This window comes from Desulfovibrio sp. JY (assembly GCA_021730285.1).
In the GTDB taxonomy this organism is placed as follows: domain Bacteria; phylum Desulfobacterota; class Desulfovibrionia; order Desulfovibrionales; family Desulfovibrionaceae; genus Solidesulfovibrio.
This window is the reverse complement of sequence record CP082962.1, coordinates 2,990,573-3,008,938: the sequence shown is the minus strand read 5'-3', so window position 1 is coordinate 3,008,938 and position 18,366 is coordinate 2,990,573. Positions and strand designations below refer to the sequence as shown.

The following is an 18,366-nucleotide window of genomic DNA, read 5'->3' as shown; positions in this document are numbered from 1 at the left end:
ATGCAGTCCTTCATCCATCCCCTCCTGGCCCTGCTTCTGGCCCCCCTGCTCCTTGGCGTCATCAACCGCGTCAAGGCCCGGTTCGCCGGCAGGCAGGGACGGCCGCTGCTCCAGACCTACTTCGATCTGGCCAGACTCGCGCGCAAAGGCGCGGTCATAAGCAACACAGCCTCCTGGATGTTCGTCGCCGGCCCGACCGTGTCCCTGGCCGCCGTGGCCTGTGCCCTGGCCCTGGTCCCGGCCGGCGGCGAGCCCGCGCCCGTGCGCTTTTCCGGGGATTTCATGCTGATGGCCTATCTGCTCGGGCTCTCCCGCCTGGCCCTGGTGCTGGCCGCCCTGGACACGGGATCGAGCTTCGAGGGCATGGGCGCCAGCCGCGAGGCCGTCTTTTCCGCCCTGGCCGAGCCGGTGCTTTTTTTGTGCTTTCTGTGTCTGGCCAGCCAGACCGACGGCTTGTCGCTCTCGGCCATGCTCGTCGGACCGGGCCGGGTTTTCGCGCCCGAGGAATTTTTCGTCCCGGCCGTGCTGTTCGTGCTGCTGCTGGCGGAAAACTCCCGCCTGCCGGTGGACGATCCCAACACCCACCTGGAGCTGACCATGATCCACGAGGTCATGGTCCTCGACCACAGCGGCCCGGACATGGCCGCCATCGTGTACGGCGCGGCGCTCAAACTCTGGCTTTTCTGCGCCCTGGTCGTCGGCTGCCTGGTGCCTTTGGCCGGCCTGCCGCCGCTGGCCGCCTGGGGAGGGTGGCTTGTCGCCATGCTGGCTGCGGCGGTCGTCGTCGGCGTGGTGGAGTCGATCATGGCCCGGCTGCGGCTTGTGCGCGTGCCGCGCCTTCTCGGCGGGGCCGGGGCCTTGGCCGCCCTGTCCCTGGTCCTGACGCTCTGGAGGTAGGCGCGTGGAGCTTTTCGAATCCGTCCTGGTGGCCCTGCTGTGCTGCAACCTGGCCTATCTGGCCATTTCGCGGCTGCGGGTGCTGATCCGCCTGACCGCCATCCAGGGAGCGCTTTTGGCGGCCGTGCCGCTCCTTTTCACCGGCCCGGCCGCCCATGGCCATGCGCTGGCCCTGTCGTTGGCCGTGTTCGCCATCAAGGGCGTGGGCTTTCCGGCGCTTCTGGCCCGCACGCTTTCCCGCCTCGAGGTCAACCCGGTGGTGGAGCCGACCATCGGCTTCCACCTGTCGCTGGTGGCCGGGGTGGCCGGGCTGCTCTTTTCCCTGTGGCTGGAAACGCGCCTGCCCTTTCCGCCGGGGCTTTTCCCGCCGCTTCTTTTCCCAACGGCCCTGACCACCATCTTCGCCGGCCTGACCCTGGTCGTGGCCCGCAAAAAGGCCCTGACCCAGGTCATCGGCTACCTGGGCATGGAAAATGGCATATTCCTTTTGGGCACGCCCCTTTCCGGCCAGGGATCGGTCTGGCTGGAGTTGTCCGTACTGCTCGACATTTTCGTGGCCGTGTTCGTCATGGGCATCGCCATCCACCACATCAACAAGACCTTCGAGTCCATCGACGTCGGACGGTTTTGCAGCCTGCGGGACTGATCCTCTATGCTCGACGCCCTGCTTCTCGTCCCGATCCTGGCCGCCGCTTTGTCCCTGGCCCTGCCCGCCGACCGGCCCCGCCGGGCCGTGCTGGTCGTCGCGGCCATGCTCCATACCGCCCTCGTCGCGGCCACCTTCGCCCATCCGCCGGCCCCGGCCTTTGGCGGGCTGTTGGAACTCGACGCGCCCGGCCAGCTCTTCCTGACCCTGGCCAGCCTGCTGTTTCTGGCCGCCGCCATCTACGCCACCGGCTACCTGCGCGCCGAAGGCGGCGGGGCCAAGCGCGATTTCCAGGACGGGGCCGTGTTTCAAAACGCCCCGGAGCGCATCTTCACCGCCTGCCTGTGCCTGTTTCTGGCCTCCATGACCCTGGTCGCGACCACGCGCAACCTGTCCGTGCTCTGGGTCGGCATCGAGGCCACCACCCTTTCGAGCGCGCCGCTGATCTACTTCCACCGCCACCGCCGCTCCCTGGAAGCGACTTGGAAATACCTGCTCATCTGTTCGGTGGGCATCGCCCTGGCCCTACTCGGCAACATCCTTTTTTCCGTGGCCTTCTACGATCCGGCCAGTCCGCTCCCCTCCATGGACATCGCCGCCATGCTGCCCCGGGCGGCGTTGGCCGGGAAACCCTGGCTCAAGGCGGCCTTTATTTTCCTGCTCGTCGGCTACGGCACCAAGATGGGGCTGGCCCCCATGCACAACTGGCTGCCCGACGCCCACAGCCAGTCGCCGTCGCTCGTTTCGGCGCTTCTCTCCGGAGCCCTTCTCAACTGCGCCTTTCTCGGCATCCTGCGCGCCCACCAAGTGCTCGGCGCGGCCGGCATCGCCGATTTCAGCGGCGGGCTGCTGGTCCTTTTCGGTCTGCTCTCCATGGGCGTGGCCGCCGTCTTCATCGTCGGCCAGGGCGACTACAAACGCCTGCTCGCCTATTCCAGCGTCGAGCATATGGGCATCCTGGCCCTGGGCGTCGGCATCGGCGGCGGGGCCGTTTTCGGGGCCATGCTCCACGCCGCCTGCCATTCCCTGACCAAGGGCGCGCTCTTTCTCGTTTCGGGAAATATCCTGGCGCTGTACCACACGCGGTCCTGCCACGACGCCCGGGGGCTGGCCCGGGCCCTGCCCGTCACGGGCGCGCTGTGGCTGGCCGGCTTTCTGGCCATCTGCGGCTCGCCGCCCTTTGGCCTCTTCGTCAGCGAACTGCTGATCCTGCGGGCCATGTTCGCCGCCGGGGCCATCGCCGCCGCCGTATGTTACCTGGTTTTTCTGGCGGTCATTTTCGTCGGCATGTCCGTGACGGTCCTGCGCATGGTCCAGGGACCGGTGCCGCCGGCCGTGCATCCGCCGGTTTCGGAACCGGTGGTCTCCTGGGGGCCGCCTTTCGCCCTGTTGGCCCTGGTCCTTGTGCTGGGCCTTTTCCTGCCCGCGCCCTTGCAGGCCTTTCTTTCCCGGGTGGCCGGGGCCATCGGAGGCTGACGCCATGGAATTTTCCCATACCCAAAGCCTGCCCCTGGCCGACATTCCCCTGCTGTCGCTCGACGATTTTCGCCAGCGGGTCCTCGACCGCGTTGCCGACGGTTGGCGGGTGACGGCCCTTTTCGGCCTGCCCGGCAAAGACGGCGTGGGACTTGTCGCCCTGACCGGGCGCGACCACGACGGCAAGCTGGCCGTCTTTCGCACCGGCCCCGTGACCGCCTACCCGTCGCTCACCCCCGAGTGCCCGCAGTGCCATCTCTTCGAGCGCGAACTTTTCGAGCAGTGGGAAATCCGGCCCGAGGGCCATCCCTGGCTCAAACCCGTGCGCTTCGCCCCGTCGTTTCCCCATCCCGAAGGGCCGAGGCCCCGGCCGGGCATCACCGACTTTTTCAAGGTCCAGGGCGAGGAAGTCCACGAGGTGGCCGTGGGGCCGGTCCATGCCGGCATCATCGAGCCCGGCCATTTCCGCTTCCAGTGCGCCGGCGAGAACGTCCTGCACCTGGAAATAAGCCTCGGCTACCAGCACCGGGGCGTCGAGCGCCTGCTTGTCGGCGGCCCGGACATCCGCACGCCCCATCTCGTGGAGACGGTCGCCGGCGACACCACCATCGGGCACAGTCTGGCCCATGCCGCCGTGGTGGAAAGCCTGACCGGCCGGGACGCCGCGCCACGCGGCCGCTGGATCGCCCGTATGGCCCTGGAGCTGGAGCGCCTGGCCAACCATACCGGCGACCTGGGCGCGCTTTCCGGCGACGTGGGCTTCTTGCCCACCATGTCCTACTGCGGCCGCATCCGGGGCGATTTTCTCAACATGACCGCGCTTTTTTGCGGCAACCGCTTCGGCCGGGGCATCGTGCGCCCGGGCGGGGCGGCCGTCGACCTCGACGAGGAAGCGCGCGTGGAACTGGCCAAGCGCCTGGAGGCCGGCCGCCGGGCCGCCTTCGGGGCCTGCGAACTGCTCTTCGCCTCGTCCACGGTCCTGGCCCGGTTCGAAGGCACGGGGCGGCTGACCGCAACGACGGCCCAGGAGCTGGGGCTGGTCGGTCCCCCCGCCCGGGCCTGCGGCCTGTCCCGGGACGCAAGGCGCACCTTCCCCCTGCCCGGGACCGATCCCAAGGACATTCCGCTGTCGCTGCACGATTTCGGCGACGTCTACGCCCGGGCCCTGGTGCGCCGGCTGGAGCTGGAAACGTCACTCGATTTTCTGGATAAGGCCCTGGCCGATCCGCCCACAGGCCCCATAGGCCGGCCCATGCCGGACGGGCTGCCACCGGACCGCCTGGCCGTCGGCATCGTCGAGGGCTGGCGCGGCGAAGTGCATCATGTGGCCGTGACCGGCCCGGACGGCCGTTTCGCCGCCTACAAGATCATCGACCCGTCCTTTCACAACTGGTTCGGGCTGGCCGTGGCGCTGCGGGGACAGCAGATTTCGGATTTTCCCCTGTGCAACAAGAGCTTCAATCTGTCGTACTGCGGACACGACCTGTAGGAACGCGCCCATGTTTCGCATTCTGCTCGAACGCCTGCAACAGGGCCGGCGCACCGTCGCCTTCCCCGAAAGCGTCCCCCCGCTGCCGCCCCGCTACCGGGGACGGCCCGAGCTGGTCGACGGCCCCTGCGTTTCGGACTGCAAGGCCGTCTGCGCCGGGCTGTGCCCCACCGGAGCCCTCGGTTTCGACCATGACGGTCTGTACCTCGATCTCGGCCGCTGCATCCTGTGCGGGGCCTGCGCGGCCTGCCCCGGCGGCCGGGTGCGTTTCACCGGCGACCACCGCCTGGCCGCAACCTCCCGGGAGGGACTGATCCTGCGCCCGGGAACCAGACCCGAAGTCAACCCCCTGGAGCCCGCCAGACGCCGGCTCTTCGCCCGTTCGCTCAAGCTGCGGCAGATAAGCGCCGGCGGCTGCAACGCCTGCGAGGCGGACATCAACGTGCTCGGCACGGTGGTTTACGACCTCGGCCGCTTCGGCATCGATTTCGTGGCCTCGCCCCGCCATGCCGACGGCGTGGCCGTGACCGGCCCGGTGACGGAAAATATGCGCCAGGCGACCCGCGACACCTTCGACGCCGTGCCGGACCCGAGGCTCGCCATCGCGGTCGGGGCCTGCGCCATATCGGGCGGGATCTTCGCGGCCAGCGCCGAGAGCTGCGGCGGCGCGCCGGGTGTCGTGCCCGTGGACCTCTACGTTCCGGGCTGTCCGCCCCATCCGCTGACCATCCTGGACGGGCTGCTGCGCCTGCTCGGGGTCCCGACGCCGTAACGGCGCTATTTTCCCGCCGCCTCGCGCATCCAGGCCCCGATGCGCGCCACGGGCACGTCGCGCAACATGGCCGCCAGGCAGGCGGCGTGACTGTAGTGGTGCACCAGCCCGGCCGAGGGCAGGGCCGCCTTTTTCCCCGTGCGGCGAAGCGCCATGTTGACCGCCACTTCATCGGTCACCAGCGCGCCCTTTATGGCCTGGGTGGGGAACGGCCCGATCGCCTCCAGGGCCTTGCGGTCGTAGAGCACGCAGTGGATGATGAGGCTCGCGGAATAGAAGTAGGCGTCGTTGGCGAAGCGGGCGTACTTCCCCATCAGGTCCCGCGTCAGCACCGCCTCCCACACCAACCGGTGATAGACCGGATCGTCGTAGACCCGGCTCGCGGCACAGCGCTCCACGATATCGGGAAAATGCGCCCGGAAAAAAGCCCCGAGGCACCGTTTGCCCGTGGTGCTCACGGGCGTTGGGCAGGCGACGAGCAGCACCCCCGGATTTTCGGCGTGCATCCGGTGCGCCGCCAGCAGATGATCCAGCCAGTGCTCAGTCACGAAGACGTCCTCGTCGATTTTCACCACGCCGTCATCGGCGTGTCTGGCCAGGATGGTGTTTTGCGCCTCCATGACCGCCGGCACCAGCCCCTCGGGCAGGCAGGGAACCACCCGGACATGGGCATGGCGCGCGGCGAAGGCGGTGATGCTCGCCTCGTGCTCGGGCGAAACGGCGTTGGCCAGGACATAGACGGCTGTAAAACGCTCCAGCCGGGTGAAGCGTTCCAGACACCAGACGCACAGATCGAAACAGTCCCTGCGGTGCGAAGTGAGGATCATGAGCGCCGGGGTGCGCGTGCGGTCCTGAGGTCGGGTCGAATCCAAGGGAGCTCCCGTCGAAAACGATTTGGCAAGCGGATCGCCCCCAGCCGGCCGGCTGGCAAAACCTCCCGAACGCCGCGCTCGCCTCACCGAGTATGAACTCTCCCGCGCCCCGGGGCAACACGGCCGTGCCCCGCCGCCCGCCGCCGGGAAAGTCCTGGTGGTAACCGGAAGCGCTTCCGGAACGACCTCCTAGCAATAAGCTGGAAACTGGAAACCTCTTGGCCGGCAACACACTGTCGCAACAAAGCGATGTGTCTATCCTCTCAAAAATGAAATCCGCGACTTCACGGCCGATCAAAGCGGCACTCCCCCAAAAGTGCCTTGGTATGATAAAAATGGAATCCAACCGAGGCGTTGCCCCATCGGATAAAGGACACGTATGGAGCGTATCCGCCAGGAGACCCATGCCGGCCGCCAGCGTTTGCATCATCAGCCCGGACATCGTCGACCTCGCCGTCATGGCCGGGGTCCTGTCGGGCAAATATCCCGTGGTCGCGGCCCGCGACTGCGACGAGGCCTTGCGTTTGATGGGAAGCCGGCGGATCTGCCGCCTGGCCTACTACGAGGTGGGTCAGGATGCGGACGAAGCCGTGGCGGACATGTATGTCCTGGGCCGGCGCGGCATGGAGGTCATCGCGCTTTTCCATCCGCCCTGCCCGGTCGTGGTGCGCCAGGCCACGGCCAAAGGCCGCATCCAGGGGCTTTGCCAGCTGCCGATCCTGCCGGAGTCGCTTCTGGCCCAGACCCGCGAAACCCTTTGCCGCCTGCGCCCCGCCCCCAACCCGCCGGGGCAGGAGCCCTGCATCCTGACCCAGGAGGAAATCGATTTCCTGCGCGATCCGCTCACCCTGTCGACGGGGTTTGAGTAGCACAGGAGCCCTTTGTAAAAATAAGAGCGCCCCTCGCGCGCTCCCCACCTCAAAACGTGGACCCGCCCCCGCATCCATGGCCGTGGGATCGAGCCATGAAGCGTATGCATCCCGCTTCATGCGTTCGCCAACAGGACGGCTTGCGAACGCATCAAAAAAAACAGTCCACGAATGTCCCCGTATCGACACCAAGCATGTAGTCGTCCAAGTTGACATCCTCAAGGCGCTTCAAGAGAGCTTCGCGGGAATGACAACATCCTCTGACTTTATTCTCCAATGAGACCAATTCATTTTTGGAAAAAAACTCCCCGAATATCTTCAGGGCCTGTATCACGCCCCCCGCGACATCAAAATGGATCTCCACCACGCCACCGGCCGTCCGGATGGATTTCGAAAAGGCATACTTGGGCGAACAGCCGAAATTCCACGCATACGATCGGTATTTTCTGTCGGCGAGCAGCTGTATTCCCTGCTGCTCCTCAGGCGTCAGCCGCCTGTCGTCGCTTTGACCACGTGGGACTATTGCAGTGAACATGAATTGGATGAAGTCCTCGACGGACAACGGTTCGTGCAGAAAGGAGCGGATGTTCGCCACGCGCGCGGCGACACTTTTGACGGCCCTGTCCTGATATTTCACCGGGTTCACGACAAGCGCCTGGGCGATGTCCGGCATCGAAGCGGCATACAGCAACGTCCCATGATGCAATACGCGATTTCCCAAGGCGAACTGGGCATTGCCCGATATCTTGCGGCCATGCACGGTCAGGTCGTTGCGGCCGTCCAGGCGGCACGGCACGCCGATTTTCTGCAAGGCCGCGACAATGGGATCGGTAAACCGCTTGAAATCCAACGCGGTGCTTGTCCGCCCGGTCGTGATGAAGGTGAAATTCACATTCCCGAGATCATGAAAGACCGCGCCGCCGCCGGTCAACCGCCGGACGACCGGGATGCCCTGCTCACGGACATACGCTTCATTGATCTGGGCGTGCGCGTTCTGGTTGCGGCCGATGATGATGGAAGGCCCATTGCGCCACAACATGAAGACATCCGCCGTATCGTGCCGCAACAACCATTCCTCGGTGGCGAGATTCACCGCCGGATCGGTTGTTTCCAGATGCAAATAACGCACGCGCACACCCTGTATCTGTCCGTTCAATGACGTTTTCTTGCCGCCGGGCCTCGCGCCGACGTCACGACCGCTTCATGTCGTCGATAAGTCCCTGCAACGTCTGCGCCTGGGCAACCATCGCCTCCACGGCCTGGGAGGAATGGTGCATGGCCTCGGAAAGCTCCACCGAGATGCGGGACACATCGGACACGCTGCGGCTGATCTCCTGACTCGTGGCGGATTGCTGTTCCGCCGCCGTGGCGATGGACCGCACCTGGCCCGAGGTCTGCTCGACCAGGGCCACGATCCCTTGCAGGGAATCCCCGGACTGCCCGGCCAGCCCGGTCGCCTCCTCGATGGAGTTCACGGCCCGCTCCACGCCATCAAGGCTTTCCGTGGTCCGCTTCTGGATATCCCGGATGGCCTGATCGACCTCGGCCGTGGCGGCCATGGTTTTTTCCGCCAGCTTTCTGACTTCGTCGGCCACCACGGCGAATCCGCGTCCGGCCTCGCCGGCCCGGGCGGCCTCGATGGCGGCGTTTAAGGCCAGCAGATTGGTCTGGTCGGCGATGTCGGAAATCACGCTCAGAACCGCCCCGATGTCCTTGGCCTGCCCGCCGAGCAGGGACATGGTTTCCTTGAGCGCAAACGCCTGCTGCCGCGCTTTGCCGATACCGGCCACGGCCTGGGAAACCACGCTCGCGCCGTCCTTGGCGCTCTGGCCGGCATGGGCCGCGGCGGCCGCGGCATCGGCCGCGTTTTTCGCCACCTCGATCACCGTGGCGTTCATCTCCTCCATGGCGGTGGCGATTTCCCCCATCCGCGTACTCTGGAGTTCCGTCCCCTGGTTGGATTGCCCGATCTGGGCCGAAAGCTCCTCGGAGACCTGGGAGACCACACCCACCACCCCTTCCAAGGTGCCGGCCGCCTGCAGCATACCCTCCGTCCTGGCGGACTCGGCGGCACGTCTGGCCTGTTCGGCATCCTGCTGGGCACTGTTGGCCCGGTCCACGGCCTGATTGGCCAATTCGGTCTTCTCCCGGGCCTCGTCGATGGTGCTTTTAAGGCTTGCCACCATGTGCCGCAACCGTTCGGCCAGCTGGCCCAATTCGTTTGGCCGGGCAAAGGACAATTGCGCGTCGAGATGGCCGCCGTCCACCGCCGCCGCGTAGGCCCCGAGCTGTTTGAGGGGACGTACGACAAGGCGCGAGAGCGCCAGCATGCTGATGGCGACCAGGGCCACCACGGAGGCTATGCCGGCCCAGACGAGCTGGTTGCGCTGGCGCACGGCCGGGGCCACGATCTCGGACTGCTCCATGGAGAAGGCCATGACCCAATGCCAAGCGGGGATATGAACCCAGACGATCTCCTTTTCCTTGCCGTTCATGGCGCAGGTCCCGGTGCCGTTTTTTTTCTTGAGCATGGCCGCGACACCGGGTTCCCCGGCCACGTCACGCAGTATCAGCCGTTTGTCCGGATGGGCGATCATGACGCCTGCTTCGGATAAAATGAAGGGGAAACCGGTCTTCCCCAGCCGGGTGCCCTCGATATAGCGCTCAATGAGCCTGTCGAGCGGATAGGTCATGCCCACCACCCCGAGTACCGCGCCGTCTTCCCCCCGGATCGGGACGTTGAGGCTCACGATGAGCTTTTGGGTGGCATTGCTTTTACCCGGAATCCGGCTGCGCGATTCCGCGCCGTCCAGGGCGGCCCGGATCGTGGGGCTCTTGCCAAGATCGTTCGGCGGCGCGGTCTTGCCCTGGGTCATGAGGATGACCTGCCGTCCCTGGGCGTTGGTCAGGTAGAAGGTGTTGACGTCGTCGGAAGCCCTGGACAGGCCGGCCAGGATTTCCGGGGCCGTGCCGGAACCGGTGCGCAGATATTCCCGCAGGGCCGGCAGGTTCGAAGCGGCCCGCACCAGCTGCATCTCCTGCTCGCCGAAATCCTCCGCCGACTTCGCGATGGTGTTGACCAGCACTTCCATCTCATGCCGCTTGGCGGTCACGCTTTCCTTGTACACCGACGATGACGCCGTCAGAATGAATATCGCCTGAATAACGAGGATGATAGCGCCGATGATAAGCGACATGGCCGTGGTGATGCTTCGAAAACGCATGGCACGCTCCTGGTACTTCTTCTGCTTGGGAGTTGCGCTGCGAAGCATCTGCCCCGGCCGAAGGGCCATGGCAGCGTTTCGCAGGGGAAACGGCACCTGGGAAAGCAAAACATGCCGGAATTCCCAACGGAAAAACCTCCGCAACGCCCGGGCCTCTGCCTGGGCATTGCGGAGGGGACGGGGAAAACGCCCGTTATCGCTTCGCTAGAACTTGTAGGAAAGGCCCATGGCGACCTTCCAGGTGTTGTTGCCGTTGCTTTCCGCCTGGCTATACAAGCGGTGTCCCCAGACACTCTCCTTGAAGTTGCCATGCGCCCAGCCCGTATCCAGAACGAGGGCCAGGTTTTCGTAAAGCATGTATTTCGTATCGAGGTTTACGCCCACGACATATTCGCCCTCCGCCATGTCATGCCCCATGGTCATATAGGAATCGTCAAGCAGCTGCGAAGTCCGTATGGCGCGCGCACTGTTGTTTCCGCGAAGGTAGTCAATCGTAACGCAGTTTGTCAGTTTCTCGATGAAGGATATATTGGCCAGGGACAGGCCGACGCCGTAATTTCCCACAGGAGTCGTATTCGTGCTGGATCCACGCATCACATCATAGCTTCCTTCAAACAGGAATGTCCTGCCCGGTCCCCAGCGGGAGCGAAGATACGGCATGCGTTCGGAACCGTTCAGCGTGGACTTGTCTTCACCCGTGGACCACCAGGCGAAGACCTGGGGAGTCATCACAGTCCAGCCAGTGTATTCGGCCGCGAAATCGACCAACCAACCGTGACGCTGGGCGGCTTTGCTATCGTTCATGGCGCCGGCGCCATAAATCACGTCGGCGTAGAAACGCACCGGGTCCAGGGCGGAGACCTGAAAAGAGCCGCCAGCCCAAAAATACGGATTTTGCGCGTTCTTCCAATGTCCGAGCCCGGAGGTGCCGGCGATATTGGCGACGCTGGCGGCGGAAAGAATCGCATTGTTGAAGGAGTTGCCGTAATCCGCGGCATCCGCGGTATTCTTGCGGCTGTAATCGGTGTTCTTGCCGGCCACGACAGCCATGCCCCACGGCGTGAACTTGAAGTCGGGCAATGTGACGGGCAGGGTGAGAAAGTAGGCGTCCAGCTCATCGGCCCGCTGGGTCGTCGTGTCGTCATAGGTCCTGTCGGTGTCGAAGAGCCGTCCGAACCCCGCCACGAGCGAGAGCGTGTCGGGGATGAGCGGCGCCTTCACGGTCAATGCCGCCACGCAATCGGAATAAATGGCGCTGCCGTTATACAGCGGCGACTGGGGCAGGCCCAGGGGTTGGAGACCGGCCGTGATTTGAATCGGCGTATCCGGCCATTTGAACTGCAGGTAGGCCTTATTGACCAGGATGACGGCGGACGGATTGGCGGCCGTATAGGTGCCATGCCCCCAGATATCCATTATTTTGAGGCCAAGGCGAAACTTCAACGCATTGTTCGCCTTGAAATCGCTCAGCAGAAGAATCCGGTGCCAGATCTGAAAGGTATCTTCTGTTTTTTTCCCTGTTTTCGTCCAGCCCGTGTAGTTATGGTTGAGGTAAAACGTCCCCATGATATCGGACGATCCCTGCATGCTCACCTGGGTTGCGGCAAGCGCCGAAGTGCAAATCCCAAGCGTCGCGACGATCGCCACGGCGAGATGAAGCCATTTCCTTTGCATTTGCGATACTCCTCAATGTGCTCCGCGACAGCTTTCAAGCGCCTCACGTGTCTCCCCCCGCGGCATCCCGTTTTTGCTTCCTGATTATCGTGGAATCAAAGCACCAATATAGGCGATATGAATCCACTTCAGGGCAAAAGCAGAGCCCCGGCAACGGACGCGCCTCTCAAAAAAGCGTTCTCAAAGCCGTTATGACAAGGCAGGCCGACAGCTTCGGCCCGCGCCATCGTTCTTGTGCAGTGCGCCGTAAAACGGCTTAGGAAGCTGAGCCTGTCGCGGTGGTCGTCTTGGCGCTCCCTTGCTTGAAAAACAGCGGGCAACCGCCTGGGACCATCGGGGTTTTCTTGCCCAGGTCCCGGCCTTTGAGCCCCGGATAGTCCGGGCCGTAGCGGTAGGCGCGGTGCACGGCGTTGGTCATCATCTTGAGGTGGGCGTTTGGCAGGACATCCTTGTCCTCGTCGAGCACGCACTTGGGCACGCCGGCAGCGACGGGGTTCACGTAGTCCCAGACGATCCGCTTGTCCGGAGTGACCTCGAAGATGTGGCCGTGGTGGGTCGAGGTGACGAGCACGTCGCCGTTGGGCAGCTTCTGCACGCCGCCCTGGCGGAAGCTGAAAAAGCTGTTGACGTCCATGGAGCCGTATTCCCAGACGACCTTGCCGGTCTTGGGATCCATTTCCACCGCCCGGGACCGGTTGCCCTCGGGGCGCTCGGAACCGTTGTCGAAGATGAGCATGTGGCCGTTTTCAAGCGGGGTCACGCAGTGTTCGCCAAAGACCTGCTGGTCGCCGTCGTCATACCAGGAAGGCGACTTGCCCGCGCCGTAGGCGGCGGGATTGCCCCAGCGGTATTCGATGGCCCCGGTCTTGTGGTCGATCAGGTAGAACTCGCTGAAGTTGCGGGAATTGACGAGAATCTGGTCGGTTTTGGGCAGATAATCCACCGTGTTGAAGTGGGTCCAGTCGAAGTTGGGGTACACGCTGCCCATGGGCCTCGGCAGGGTGAAGTTGATATCCAGATTTTTCGGCCCCTTGCCGAGATGGTCCCAGGCGTGCCATTCCCAGACGGTCTTGCCGTCCTTGTCCACCTCGCGCACGAAATCCACCCAGAAGTCGTTGTGTTCGACGCCCTTGCATTCGACCGGCTTGGTCGGGATGGTCTTGGGATCACGCCCCTTGGCCAAGGCTTCCTGCTTGGTCTTGCGCTCCCAGCCGAGAATCAGGGTGTTGCCGTTCGGCATGCGGTGAAAGGTGTGGTGCTGGAGATGGTCCTGGTCGGCCATCTTGTATTCCCAGACCACGTTGCCGTCCCAGTCGAGCTCCTGGACGATGCCGCCGACGCCGCCGAAGCCGACGTTCTTTTGCGGGATAACCCCACCGCGAAGCAAGTGCCCGTTGGGCAGCAGTTCCGCGTACAGGCCGGCCGTGTACTGGCAATGCCACTCGTGGACAACATTGCCTTCCATGTCGATCAGATAGGTGATCTTGCTTTTCACCGTAGGGGAAATGAGCGTGTACCCGTTGTACGCTTTGGCCTTGTCGTACTTGAGCACTCCCGTCGGGCCCACCATGGCCTCGTAGGCCAGGGCCGGAACCGACAGGGCCAAAAGACACGCCGTAACAACACATGCCCTTGCCAACCGTTTCATACGACTCTCTCCTCTCTCATGTTGCGCCGCGTCTTCGCGCCGCCCCGGCGGCGTTTCGCGCGCGGCATGCTCAAAATGACCCCCCAATATCCCCATGCGGTCCCGGTGGGTCCCCACCCGCCGGGCCTTTCCCAAAAGCGGCGCCTGCCGCGTTCGCGCTATCCGACCTGCTGCGCGTATTGCGCAGCGCTTAACAGTCCGCACGTCCCGTTGTCCGGCCGGACGACCACAAGCCAGCCGTCCGCGTACGGGGACTGGTTGAGCAGTTCGGGCGTGTCGGCCAGGGCCTCGTTTACGGCCACGATCTCGCCGGCAACCGGGATGATCGCCTCGGAGACCACCTTGACGGATTCGATGGAGGCGCAGGATGTGCCCTGGTCGAAATGATCCCCCACAGTGGGGAGATCGACGAAAACGACGTCGCCGAGCTGGCTTTGGGCAAAATCCGTGATGCCGATCAGGAAGGTTCCGTCCGGCTTCGACTGGGCCCAAAGGTGTTCGGCGTGATAGAAACGGTCATCAGGATAAGTCAGACTCATGGAAACGCTCCCTGCCTGGGATCAGGCGGAAAATCGGTTTTCAACCGGCCGTGACCGGCTTGCGCGGGGCCCGGATGGCCATGGGCACGATTTCGTCCAGGGTCGGATGGGCGAACATGACCTCGTTAAGCCGCGCCGGCGTGTAGCCGCCGACGAGCAGCAGCTGGGCCACGGTGACCAGATGGGAAACGCCGTGCCCCACGGCCGCGATGCCGGCGAGCGTCTCGCCGTCCCAGACCACCTTGACGCAGCCCGTGGCATTGCCTCCGGCCTGGGCGATGGCGTTGAGGCTTAGGGGCACGGAGGAGACCGAAACCGGGCGTCCCGCCGCGAGCAGCCCCTTGGCCGTCTCGCCCACGCGCATGGCCTCGGTGCTGCCGTAAATGCAGGACGGCACCGGTCCGGGCACGTACGGTCCCGTTTCCTCGCCCAGAATCCGGCGGGCCACGTAGGCGCCCTGGTGCTCGGCCGCATGGGCGAGCAGGGTCCGGCCGTTGATGTCGCCGATGGCGTAGACCGTGGCCGCGGCCTGGAGCGTGTCGTCGACCACGACGAATCCCCGCCGGTCGCGGGCGCAGCCCGACTTTTCGCAGTCCAGGTCCTTGGTGTTGGGCGCGCGGCCGATGGCCACCAGGGCCTTTTCCGCCGTGAGGACGCGGCCGTCCTCCAGCTCGAGGCGGGCCTGGCCGTCCCTGGTCACCAGGGAAACGGCCTTGACGCCGGTGAGGCAGGTCCGGCCGGCCTTGGTGATGGCCCGGGTCAGTTCGGCGGCGATATCCGGGTCTTCGGTGGGCGCGATGTGGGGTGCGGCTTCCACCATGGTGACCTTGGTCCCCATGGCGGCGTAGAAATCCCCGAGCTCCAGGCCGATGGCCCCGGCTCCGACGATAATCAGGCTTTCAGGCACGGTCTCGAGGTTAAGCGCCCCGGTGCTGTCGAGCACGGCCTGACCGTCCGGGGCCATGCTGGAAAAAACGGCGTTGTGGGAACCGCCGGCCAGGATGACGACGTCGGCTTCCAGGTCCTGCCGGGCCTCGCCCTTGAGGCAGGCGACGCGGCCCTGGCCGGTGCACACGGCCTGGCCGCCCTGGAGCGTGATGCCGCTGTCGGCCAGGGACTTGGCCAGCACCTGGCCCGAGCCCTTGAGGAACCGGGAGACCCGGTTGCGCAGGGCGCCGAAATCCACGCTGACGTCCCCGGCGGCCAGCCGCAGCCGCGACAACGCGTTAAGCTGGCTTTTGGGCGCAACGGCCCCAAGGAGCAATTTGGTGGGGATGCAGCCGCAATTGAGGCAGGTCCCCCCCCAGTGCTTTTCCTCGATTATGGCGACCTTCTTGCCGCCGGCCGCCAGGATTTTCGCTGCGGTGGTTCCGCCGGGACCGCCGCCGATGATGATGGCATCATACTGCATAAATTCGCCTTTCTTCTCCGCACAGCGGGTTGTCGCGACCCACGGGACACCCCGCCGCGATCCCGGCCCGTGGCCGGGCGGCTATGGTTTTGCGCGTCGCTGACCTTTTCGCCGGCCGCTACCTGGGCGCGATATCGGCCTTGAAAAGCGTGCTCCGGGAGGCCGAGCGATATTTGAGCAGCACCGCGTCTTCGAGCGGGGCAAGCCCTTGCAATCCCCCGGGCGTTTCCGCCGTGGCGCAGGCAATGCGATACGGCAGCTGATGGTCGCCGCAGGCCTCGTAGACCATGGCCGCCGCCGCACCGGCCTCGTCCCGGGTCGGCCAGGAAAGGGAACCGTCGGCACGGGGAACCGGCGTGGCGAAAAAGCGGATTTCGTGGTCCGGAAAAGCGCGCACGATTTCGATGGTTTCGGCCAGGGCCGCCCTGTCCGGCGCCTGACCGTACAGGGACTGGTAGACGTCGGCCGGTCCGGGGATGTCCAGGGACAGCTTGGCCGCGGTCTTGGCCGCGACAAGGCGGCGCAGCAAGGCCGGATTGCGCCCGTCGGTGCGCAAGAGGACCGATAGCCCGCCGGCGGCCAGATATTCCGCCAGGGTGACGAAGTTGTCTTCCTGCTCCGCCGGGCACCGGGACACGTAGAGCCCGGAAATCCAGCCGTGCAGCAGTTCGCTGCGCGTCACCGCCACTTCCAGGGCGCGGCCGGCCAGGAGGTAGGCAATGACCTCGCCGCTGCCCTGCTTGATGACCTCGCCGTCGGAAAACAGGGGAAACTCCACGCCCTCGGGATTGCGATAGATGTGCTTGCGGTTGGCGCGGTAGAACGTGTTGAATTCCTGGGCGTCGCCCTTGAAGTCGATCACGCCGTATGCGATGCCGCGCTCCTTGAGGAACGCCTTGACGATCTTGCAGCGCTGGCAATCCGGCGCGGTGTACAAGGTTATGCTCATAAGCGGTCTTCCTGTTTCCGGGTGGGGAAGCGGTCTTCCCCACCCGGCGTTGCTTAGGCGTCGCCGTCTTCCACCGAAGCCACGCACAGCGCGTTGCTGCCGGCGTAAGGGACGCAACCCTCGACGGACACTTCCTTGGCGCGCGCGCCCAAAGCGGCGGCGCCGGGCACCCGAAACGAAGCCACGTCCATGGGGGCGACCGGGGTTTCCACGGGCTTTGCGACCTGCGGCACCCACTCGTAGGGCACACGGTAGGCCCGGTAGGTCATGTTCATGGGCACGAGCTTGCCCATGTAGGGAGAGATGAACTCCCAGACGATCTTGTGGTCAGGGGTCACTTCGAAGACGCGGCCGTCGGAGCCCTCGGTGATGAGCGTGTTGCCGTTGGGCAGGCGCTGCATGCCGCTGATAAACGGGCTGTAGAAGCGGTTGCTGTCCATGGGGGCCAGGAAACCGGCTTCGCTCGGCGTGTACTGCCACACGATCTTCATGGCCACGGGGTCGATTTCGAGCACCCGCGAGTAGTCGCGAAGGGCCGCCTTGACGCCGGTGGGGGCCCCGGGGTTGGGCGCGTCGTAGCCGCCCCAGCCGCCGTTGTCGTAGACCAGGATGTTGCCGCCGCCCGGGAGGGTGCCCGGGATCATGTGGACATGGTGCTGGCCGATGATCCAGCCGATGGCCTTGGCCTCGGGGGAATCGTCGAAATAGGGGCCGAGCTTCCAGGTGATCTTGCCGGTCTTTTTGCTGATGATGAAAAGGATGTTGGCTTCGCGGCCGTCCACGATGATGTTGTCGGGATGGAAGCGCTCGTCCCCGGCATCATACCATTTGTTGGGGCCAAGGACGGACATGGAGTTGATGTGCATCCAGTCGCCCATGCCCTCGGGTTCGGTGGGACGGTAGTTGGGGTTGCGGCACAGGGCGTTCTTGGAGACTTCCCGAAAGCCCATTTCCTCGAAATGCTCGTGGCAATTCCATTCCCAGACAATGTCGCCGTCCCAGTCGACTTCCAGAATGACGTCGTCGAGCAGCTGCTTGTCGGAAATCTTGGGATTGCGGGCATTGCGGTGGGCCAGAACCAGCGTGTTGCCGGAATCCGTCTTGGGCTCCATGCCCGGGGCGTAATAACCCACGGGATTGCCTTCACGCTGAAAGTCGTGATGGTAGCGCGCCATCCACTGTCCCGGCGCACCTGGATCTTCAATGTATTCATTGCGATCGAACTTCCAGACGATCTTGCCGTCCCAGTCGATCTGCACCACATCCAGTCCGTCCTGGACGCTGTACTTTCCGTTGCGACGACCACGGCTGGACATCAGATAGCCGCCGGGGAATATCTTGTTCGGCATGCCGAGGACGCCTTTCCAGACGTTGACCTCGTGTCCGTTCATATCCATAAGAACGGCTCCGACTTCCTGTGCCTGATAAATGGTGAAACCACTCCAGCATTTATCGGGGTCGTAAACGGTAACTCCAGTCGGGTAAATTGTCGGGTGCCCCATGTGTGGACTCCTTTTTTTTCTACAAAAGTAATAGCAGCCTCTTCCTCACGTTAGCCTCAAGCATGAACCCCTTTTAGCAAGTCCCCGCCCGCGCTGCTGTTGCACTCGTTACATTTTTCGCAAAGAAATGATTTTTTCGCGACAAACTTTGTATTTAAGCCAGGAAATCAGCCTGATGCGAAAACGCTTTCAAGGAGCTCGTCGCACGGACCGGCAAAAGGGGGGGCAGGCCTGGGCGGCCGAGAGAAGGGAAAGGAAGTTCGCTCCGGGGAACCCGGGGAACCCGGGGAACCCGGGGAACAGCGAGGGGGATGCGGACGGAATCCTGGCCGGGGCCCTGCCGCGCGTCCCGACCATAAAAAGGGCCGCAAACATCCCTGGACGGCGAGGAAAGGCTT

At 64.4% G+C, this 18,366-nt stretch carries 15 protein-coding genes; 6 read left to right on the top strand and 9 right to left on the bottom strand.

The features are described from left to right. Genes K9F62_13400 through K9F62_13380 form a run of 5 tightly spaced genes read left to right on the top strand, consistent with a single transcriptional unit; the run spans nt 1 to nt 5,280 of the window. A complete protein-coding gene (locus tag K9F62_13400) occupies nt 1–897 on the top strand; it encodes an NADH-quinone oxidoreductase subunit H (GenBank protein ID UJX39709.1) in 897 nt (298 codons plus the stop codon). A 4-nt stretch (nt 898–901) separates the two neighbouring features. Then, the gene (locus tag K9F62_13395; protein ID UJX39708.1) at nt 902–1,543 is read left to right on the top strand and encodes a hydrogenase-4 component E; all 642 of its coding nucleotides are present in this window, start codon (nt 902–904) and stop codon (nt 1,541–1,543) included. A 6-nt stretch (nt 1,544–1,549) separates the two neighbouring features. Beyond that, complete coding sequence (locus K9F62_13390) at nt 1,550–3,019, top strand: NADH dehydrogenase FAD-containing subunit (GenBank protein UJX39707.1); 1,470 nt, start codon at nt 1,550–1,552, stop codon at nt 3,017–3,019. A gap of 4 nt (nt 3,020–3,023) precedes the next feature. Next, nucleotides 3,024–4,508, top strand: coding sequence for a hydrogenase (locus K9F62_13385; GenBank protein UJX39706.1), 1,485 nt, complete (start codon nt 3,024–3,026; stop codon nt 4,506–4,508). A gap of 10 nt (nt 4,509–4,518) precedes the next feature. Next, nucleotides 4,519–5,280, top strand: coding sequence for a hydrogenase (locus K9F62_13380; protein ID UJX39705.1), 762 nt, complete (start codon nt 4,519–4,521; stop codon nt 5,278–5,280). Between the two features lie 5 nt (nt 5,281–5,285). Here K9F62_13380 and K9F62_13375 read toward each other — a convergent pair whose 3' ends face one another. Then, entirely contained in the window at nt 5,286–6,152 is an 867-nt protein-coding gene (locus tag K9F62_13375) for a glycosyltransferase family 2 protein (protein ID UJX39704.1), read from the bottom strand. A gap of 458 nt (nt 6,153–6,610) precedes the next feature. Here K9F62_13375 and K9F62_13370 point away from each other — a divergent pair, with 458 nt between their 5' ends. Next, complete coding sequence (locus K9F62_13370; protein UJX43207.1) at nt 6,611–7,021, top strand: hypothetical protein; 411 nt, start codon at nt 6,611–6,613, stop codon at nt 7,019–7,021. A 151-nt stretch (nt 7,022–7,172) separates the two neighbouring features. Here K9F62_13370 and K9F62_13365 read toward each other — a convergent pair whose 3' ends face one another. The 8 genes from K9F62_13365 to K9F62_13330 all read right to left on the bottom strand — a co-directional run bounded on the left by K9F62_13365 (nt 7,173) and on the right by K9F62_13330 (nt 17,968). After that, a complete protein-coding gene (locus tag K9F62_13365; protein UJX43206.1) occupies nt 7,173–8,150 on the bottom strand; it encodes a lipoate--protein ligase in 978 nt (325 codons plus the stop codon). A gap of 61 nt (nt 8,151–8,211) precedes the next feature. Further along, on the bottom strand, nt 8,212–10,245 hold the full coding sequence (locus K9F62_13360; protein ID UJX39703.1) for a methyl-accepting chemotaxis protein: 2,034 nt from the start codon (nt 10,243–10,245) through the stop codon (nt 8,212–8,214). Between the two features lie 204 nt (nt 10,246–10,449). Beyond that, nucleotides 10,450–11,919, bottom strand: coding sequence for an outer membrane homotrimeric porin (locus tag K9F62_13355; GenBank protein ID UJX39702.1), 1,470 nt, complete (start codon nt 11,917–11,919; stop codon nt 10,450–10,452). Nucleotides 11,920–12,175: 256 nt separating this feature from the next. Continuing rightward, on the bottom strand, nt 12,176–13,567 hold the full coding sequence (locus tag K9F62_13350) for an aryl-sulfate sulfotransferase (GenBank protein ID UJX39701.1): 1,392 nt from the start codon (nt 13,565–13,567) through the stop codon (nt 12,176–12,178). Nucleotides 13,568–13,725: 158 nt separating this feature from the next. Continuing rightward, entirely contained in the window at nt 13,726–14,106 is a 381-nt protein-coding gene (gene gcvH / locus K9F62_13345) for a glycine cleavage system protein GcvH (GenBank protein UJX39700.1), read from the bottom strand. Nucleotides 14,107–14,146: 40 nt separating this feature from the next. Further along, nucleotides 14,147–15,517, bottom strand: a complete 1,371-nt coding sequence (locus tag K9F62_13340) for an NAD(P)/FAD-dependent oxidoreductase (protein ID UJX39699.1) — start codon at nt 15,515–15,517, stop codon at nt 14,147–14,149. A 118-nt stretch (nt 15,518–15,635) separates the two neighbouring features. After that, a complete protein-coding gene (locus K9F62_13335) occupies nt 15,636–16,466 on the bottom strand; it encodes a glutaredoxin family protein (protein UJX39698.1) in 831 nt (276 codons plus the stop codon). Between the two features lie 53 nt (nt 16,467–16,519). Beyond that, a complete protein-coding gene (locus tag K9F62_13330) occupies nt 16,520–17,968 on the bottom strand; it encodes an aryl-sulfate sulfotransferase (protein ID UJX39697.1) in 1,449 nt (482 codons plus the stop codon). Nucleotides 17,969–18,366 lie beyond the last annotated feature (398 nt).

Coding starts and splice junctions, on each gene's coding strand:
- K9F62_13350 (UJX39701.1), bottom strand. CDS start 13,567: ATGAAACGGTTGGCAAGGGCATGTGTTGTTACGGCGTGTCTTTTGGCC.
- K9F62_13355 (UJX39702.1), bottom strand. CDS start 11,919: ATGCAAAGGAAATGGCTTCATCTCGCCGTGGCGATCGTCGCGACGCTT.
- K9F62_13330 (UJX39697.1), bottom strand. CDS start 17,968: ATGGGGCACCCGACAATTTACCCGACTGGAGTTACCGTTTACGACCCC.
- K9F62_13340 (UJX39699.1), bottom strand. CDS start 15,517: ATGCAGTATGATGCCATCATCATCGGCGGCGGTCCCGGCGGAACCACC.
- K9F62_13370 (UJX43207.1), top strand. CDS start 6,611: ATGGCCGGGGTCCTGTCGGGCAAATATCCCGTGGTCGCGGCCCGCGAC.
- K9F62_13360 (UJX39703.1), bottom strand. CDS start 10,245: ATGCGTTTTCGAAGCATCACCACGGCCATGTCGCTTATCATCGGCGCT.
- K9F62_13390 (UJX39707.1), top strand. CDS start 1,550: ATGCTCGACGCCCTGCTTCTCGTCCCGATCCTGGCCGCCGCTTTGTCC.
- K9F62_13335 (UJX39698.1), bottom strand. CDS start 16,466: ATGAGCATAACCTTGTACACCGCGCCGGATTGCCAGCGCTGCAAGATC.
- K9F62_13385 (UJX39706.1), top strand. CDS start 3,024: ATGGAATTTTCCCATACCCAAAGCCTGCCCCTGGCCGACATTCCCCTG.
- gcvH (UJX39700.1), bottom strand. CDS start 14,106: ATGAGTCTGACTTATCCTGATGACCGTTTCTATCACGCCGAACACCTT.
- K9F62_13400 (UJX39709.1), top strand. CDS start 1: ATGCAGTCCTTCATCCATCCCCTCCTGGCCCTGCTTCTGGCCCCCCTG.
- K9F62_13380 (UJX39705.1), top strand. CDS start 4,519: ATGTTTCGCATTCTGCTCGAACGCCTGCAACAGGGCCGGCGCACCGTC.